Origin of the sequence: Nostoc flagelliforme FACHB-838, from assembly GCF_014698065.1 — a bacterium.
In the GTDB taxonomy this organism is placed as follows: Bacteria; Cyanobacteriota; Cyanobacteriia; order Cyanobacteriales; family Nostocaceae; genus Nostoc; species Nostoc flagelliforme_B.
This window is the reverse complement of the sequence record NZ_JACJSI010000413.1, coordinates 1-5,020: the sequence shown is the minus strand read 5'-3', so window position 1 is coordinate 5,020 and position 5,020 is coordinate 1. Positions and strand designations below refer to the sequence as shown.

Genomic DNA, 5,020 nt, shown 5'->3' with positions numbered 1-5,020 from the left:
GCTGGTTCTAGTGCATATTTTGCAAGGCATTGCCAAGCTCTATCCGCTATGGTTGGTATTTTAAGCATTCTGGTAGTCCCGTCCTTTTTGGGGATGGGGATTTCCCTTAGTCCGTTCGCAAGCCTGTCGTAATACTTCCAGAATTTCCTTTTTAACGTTTACAAAGTCTTGTGGATGGTCAAGAATATAACTCGATGTCTGCCCCATCGCAATAAAACAAACATTTTTTAAGGACGGGCGGCTAAATCCGGTTTCCCCAGAGAGCGGGGACTGGCCCATAAATAGACCATGACCCTTTAACCCAGCAGTGAATTTGATGATATAGTTCCAAAAACCTTGCAAGTCTTTGGCAGTGTCAGCATCAACCATTCCTGGAAGTCCCTTACCTCCTCCAAATACAGAGCCCACCTCATCCTGAGCAAGAAATAATTCCGGGACACCCTGACATTCACCACCAACAATTGATACTCTGGCTTTTTGTTGATCAATCATGCCAGTGGCAAAGGTAATCCAGGTTTTTAATTCTTTCATGCCGTCAAACTTACGGCTAAACTTGCACAACCATCTGGTGACATCATCCTTTGGATCGCTACCGATGACAATTGCCGGGCTTTGAGATTTTGCAGCAATTTTATTGATAATTACTCCTGCCAGCGTGGACTTCCCAGACTGAGTGCCACCAGAAAGGTAAAAATGGTGATTACTGCGAAGAGTCATATTTTGATTAGATGCAGCATCACACAGTTCATCAATCCAAGCACCATCAATTCTGATGTAACCAGGATAATTTGCTGCTAGGGCTTGCAGAATTTTCATTGCACCCGGATTAGTCACGGACTGTACAAATTCTTCATCAATGTCAGCAATATCGGGATTGGGAATACCAGTCGGTGAAGGTGATTGTTGTGCTGGTGGTTCTGGGAGTGTAACCAGACCTTGCAATTGATATTCAGCTATCCACCGGGGGCGCTCTTGCATTGGTAGCCGGTTTACATAATCAGCAACTCTGCGTTTGGCAGCAATCGCAGTGGTAACATAATCATAAACAGCTTCACCTTGTAAATTAGCTTTAAGTGATTTCAGGTCAGCTTGTTTTAAAGAGTGATAAACTTTTTGCTTGCTTTCACTGATTTGGGCAGATACTCCAAATAAGCCAGCACTCACTGTTCCAGCACCAAGTAGCATCCCGGTTGTGATTCGGTCAGTGTTTAAGAAAAAAGGAGCAGACAGGCATAATACTGCACTCGCTCCTAAAGAACATAAGATAGTCCGTTCTGCATGAATCACCCCACTGGCAGTTAGACGTTGTAATTCAAATGGCATAAACTTATCTCACCCCCAACGCAACACCGGCTGCAACTAAAGTCAAGAAGACAAACAGAAATATTATTCCAGGCATCAAGCCAATGGTGAAAGTTTTGCGGTTGAAACCGAATCCTTTGACGACTAAGCCAGCAAAGTTGAACAAACCTACAGATATACCGCAAATGCAAATCATGCTGATGATCCACACCAAGAATTGACTGACTGGGCTGGCAACTGAGAGAAACCCCATCAACATTGACAGCCCGACTCCACAAACTGCATATCCAACAAAGGACAGTTTAATTTGCATAACCTAGAACCTGAAACTATCACCCACTTCATCAAATGCTTTTTCGTATCCTCCAAGCTGACGCTGCTGCTCAATAGAACCAAAGGCATGACGGATCACTGCCTCCCCATGTAATCCCCTGGTTCGCTGCAAATCTTCCTCAACCTTCATGGCTTCTTGGGAATATGCCAATTGGTTCTTATACATCTCTGCCAAAGATTGCAGCTGCTTGAGCTTGTGCCGGGAGAACTTTGTATGTAGCCACTTCTGTGCTTTCAAATTGCCAGCCACTTCTGCTTCATCCAGAACCTGCTGTGCAGTCGTGTAAGCTGGCAATGTGTAGCGTGAGCGGATTGATGAAGGTAAATTACCCTCAATTTGGGTCGCATCCCCAACTCTTAAATCCGTTGATACTACTCCATCACCTTTCCCGCCAAACCAGGAAGCCACTTTCCTAACATTCCTTTCTCCCCCTACTACTTAAAATTGGTATAAGTCTGCTGAACTTGTTGAACTTGTGAGCCGATATATCGGGTTATGCCATATATGCCCATAAACGAAAACATCAATACTGTTATTGCTGCGATCGCTGTTTGAGCCATCATTCCCCGTTGCATCAATTCCTCAATCTGTCTATTGTCCTTTGATCGCGTTCTCGACTCATCAATAATTTGCTGGACTACCAGGAATTCTTCTGAAGATAGGTTTTCTAGTGTCAGCCCCGACAGATTCAATTCCCCGTCCTTCTTCAGGTGAATATTTAATGCTTTGCGATGGGTTTGGTCTTGTTGCTCCATATATTGCCACGCCCAAAACGAGGGTTAATAGCAGCAGATTTAGTACTGCTGCTAATCCAATCAATTTATTCGGTCGCATTTGTTGGGCTAATACCGAAAATACCCGCAACGAGTTCGTCACCGATTGCACGAAAGGAATCTACGTCAGCTTCCTCCTCCATCGCCTTAGAGACAAACTTACTCACCACGTCCTTGGGGGCATTGCGGATCGTTGATAACAACTGGTCGGCTTTGTCGGTTGTGTAAGCATCAATCCCGACGTTGAGAACATCCTCCAGAGATTGAATTTCTTGATTTGAAACCTGGGATGCATGAGCGATCGCTCCTTGCAGTGGAGGAATGGATTTACGACGGGATGAGTTTTTACCGAGTTTACCGTTGCCATTTTTGGACTTGCCATTAGCAGTAGTCAGGGGCTGCTATTTATTAGGACTGATATATCTGAAACGTCAAGACCCTTTCAAAAAGTATTCTTTATCTGATGTTTCATTGTTACTGATGAAGGATAAAGCACGATTTACCAATTTTGGCATTGATTTAGAAAATCTGGAATTTCCACTTTTAGGGCGAGAATTACCAAACTATATCTATGAAAAAACAGGCTATAAAGTAACTTTGCGAACCCTGTACCGTTGGGCATCTAAACGCCGTATTCCTTTCTCTAAGTTACGCATCATTAACCAAAAAGAATTGAGTCGATGGCTAGAGTTAGCAAGTATAGCGAACGCATAGTAAGTAGTTAGCTTTTTTAATACATTTACTGTAATTCAGCGGTTTAAGTTGCATAGGTTCTAGGCACTTGCCAAGAATAAATCAGCCCAGCCGTATCAATAATATTTTTGGCAAAACCGAGATATCTAGGCGCTTTCGCCCTCAAGGCGAAAGCGACGGCTGGGCTGATTTATTTATTGGATCTCCCCTATCAAGCAGCGCGTTTTGTGACGGGGATTTAGACCCCGACGCAAAACGTAATTGTGATTGGTTTGATTTACTCCCCGCCCAACGCTAGTCTTTCAAATGAACAAGTGTGCCATTAGATTGAAAAGCAGTATATCAATCTAATTGATTTTGCTCTAGATACTGGCGCACTCCCGCACTCATTGCTACGAGGTTTGGTTGTATATTTTTCCCCAACAAATCTTCAACGAGATGAGCAATTCTACTTGTGAGGAAGAATGGCACTCCCTTGATTTGTTTCGCGTCAATCACTAGTTCACCACGGCTTTCAATTACTGTACTATTACCATCTTGCAAAAAGCGATTTTTGCCAGAACACTTAACTGCTTCTGTAAAAGCGTGAGTTTCAATACGCCATTCAACTGTCAAATCTGCCTGATTCCAGGTATTATATTCTGTCCAAGAAAGCATATCTTCACTGAGCAAAACTCTTGCTGCTGCTGGAATTTCACTGCCACCGTACCATTCATTGACAGTATAAATATTACTGCCTGCTTCCCTCCGTGATAAAAGTGTGATGCGACGCACGTTCGGCATATAGGGAACTAGCTCAACCAGTTTGTCACGATAGCTAGCATAAACTAGGGAGCGTGGAAAAGGAATCTTGGTATCAGCAGAGATGAGCATTAATTCATACCATATTTAAATATAGACACAATGGGAAATTACCAAGAGTTTAGGGAGCGCAACTGGGGTTTTCTTTAGTTGATCCGTCTGAATTTTGGTTAAAACGTCATCTATATTTTACAGTTGCATTGGATCACAAAGCGGCATGAAAAAGCAGCAAGGTCTGCCGTGACATCTGAAACCCTTACTGTGTATAGATGTCACAGAAAGCGGCAAGATTGGGTAAAACTCTAGAACCCTTGCTATTAAAGGAATGTCACAAAAAGCGGCATGGTTAAATTATGAACTTTGTGTCACTTGAAAGCACTCAAAGCTATACAGGATGGGTGTCACAAAGGAAGTGGCAGGGTTGGCGAAAAAAAATAGGGATGAAAAAAAGCCCGGTTTTTGAGCTTTTTTCTGAAATGGGATCGAGAGCCGTTGTTCTTTTTAGGCTAGATAGACGGTCATGCTGTTGATTGCTCGTACTGATAAAATTAGTTCATGGGCAATTTTGGTGCTATGCGAACAAAAGTAGAACTAATTCGCGGTCAAGATAACACGGTTGTGGAAGCAGATTTAATGGAGCTATTGCAAAAGCACGTTGATGATTATGCCAACAAGTGGAAAGAACAATTGAAACTGCACGACCAATCAGACAAATTTTGGGATTGGGAATTTAAATTACAGTTTGTCATTAGCAGACAACCAAACCGCGAAGGCTATGCAATTGAGTACGAAGGTGAAACTCAAGGTTTAATGCTGATTGAAACCCAAATGCACGGTTCTCGTTTGGTAGAGGGGAAACGTCTGGTATACATTGATGGCATAGCTACCGCACCTTGGAATCGGGTATACGTCCAGCGTCCCCCCAAATTGAAAGGTGTTGGAACTGCATTTTTGGCGTTTGCTAGAACTTGTAGTTTAGAGCTAGGTTATGAGGGGAGAGTAGGCATTGGTGTCAAGTTAAGAAAAATAGATGGCTGTCAAGAGTGGGCAAATCAATGGTAAAAGTCAATTAACATCCCTGTGTTGAAAAAGCCATGAGTAAACCACGGAAAAAGCA

Annotated in this window: 7 protein-coding genes; 2 read left to right on the top strand and 5 right to left on the bottom strand. The window is 43.0% G+C overall.

The features are described 5' to 3' along the window. Positions 1–60: 60 nt before the first annotated feature. Genes H6G97_RS45220 through H6G97_RS45205 form a run of 4 tightly spaced genes read right to left on the bottom strand, consistent with a single transcriptional unit; the run spans position 61 to position 2,391 of the window. Complete coding sequence (locus H6G97_RS45220) at positions 61–1,323, bottom strand: ATP-binding protein (protein WP_242056057.1); 1,263 nt, start codon at positions 1,321–1,323, stop codon at positions 61–63. A 4-nt stretch (positions 1,324–1,327) separates the two neighbouring features. Further along, positions 1,328–1,615 (bottom strand): hypothetical protein, encoded by a 288-nt coding sequence (locus H6G97_RS45215; protein ID WP_190946966.1) that lies wholly within the window; start codon positions 1,613–1,615, stop codon positions 1,328–1,330. Between the two features lie 3 nt (positions 1,616–1,618). Further along, positions 1,619–2,044: a hypothetical protein gene (locus H6G97_RS45210; RefSeq protein WP_190946965.1), complete on the bottom strand. Its 426-nt coding sequence runs from the start codon at positions 2,042–2,044 to the stop codon at positions 1,619–1,621. 26 nt (positions 2,045–2,070) lie between these two features. Beyond that, positions 2,071–2,391, bottom strand: coding sequence for a hypothetical protein (locus tag H6G97_RS45205; RefSeq protein WP_190946964.1), 321 nt, complete (start codon positions 2,389–2,391; stop codon positions 2,071–2,073). Between the two features lie 339 nt (positions 2,392–2,730). Here H6G97_RS45205 and H6G97_RS45200 point away from each other — a divergent pair, with 339 nt between their 5' ends. Further along, positions 2,731–3,123 carry a MerR family transcriptional regulator gene (locus H6G97_RS45200; protein ID WP_190946963.1) on the top strand — a complete coding sequence of 131 codons (393 nt, stop codon included), beginning with the start codon at positions 2,731–2,733 and terminating at the stop codon, positions 3,121–3,123. Between the two features lie 321 nt (positions 3,124–3,444). On the opposite strand, the gene H6G97_RS45195 is transcribed toward H6G97_RS45200, so the two are convergent. Further along, positions 3,445–3,975, bottom strand: a complete 531-nt coding sequence (locus H6G97_RS45195; RefSeq protein WP_190946962.1) for a hypothetical protein — start codon at positions 3,973–3,975, stop codon at positions 3,445–3,447. Between the two features lie 501 nt (positions 3,976–4,476). On the opposite strand from H6G97_RS45195, the gene H6G97_RS45190 reads away from it, so the two are divergent. After that, entirely contained in the window at positions 4,477–4,965 is a 489-nt protein-coding gene (locus H6G97_RS45190) for a GNAT family N-acetyltransferase (RefSeq protein ID WP_242056056.1), read from the top strand. Positions 4,966–5,020: the final 55 nt, after the last annotated feature.

Excerpts from the sequence above, each read along its gene's own strand:
- H6G97_RS45220 (WP_242056057.1), bottom strand. The coding sequence starts at position 1,323 with ATGCCATTTGAATTACAACGTCTAACTGCCAGTGGGGTGATTCATGCA.
- H6G97_RS45200 (WP_190946963.1), top strand. The coding sequence starts at position 2,731 with ATGGATTTACGACGGGATGAGTTTTTACCGAGTTTACCGTTGCCATTT.
- H6G97_RS45215 (WP_190946966.1), bottom strand. The coding sequence starts at position 1,615 with ATGCAAATTAAACTGTCCTTTGTTGGATATGCAGTTTGTGGAGTCGGG.
- H6G97_RS45190 (WP_242056056.1), top strand. The coding sequence starts at position 4,477 with ATGCGAACAAAAGTAGAACTAATTCGCGGTCAAGATAACACGGTTGTG.
- H6G97_RS45195 (WP_190946962.1), bottom strand. The coding sequence starts at position 3,975 with ATGCTCATCTCTGCTGATACCAAGATTCCTTTTCCACGCTCCCTAGTT.
- H6G97_RS45205 (WP_190946964.1), bottom strand. The coding sequence starts at position 2,391 with ATGGAGCAACAAGACCAAACCCATCGCAAAGCATTAAATATTCACCTG.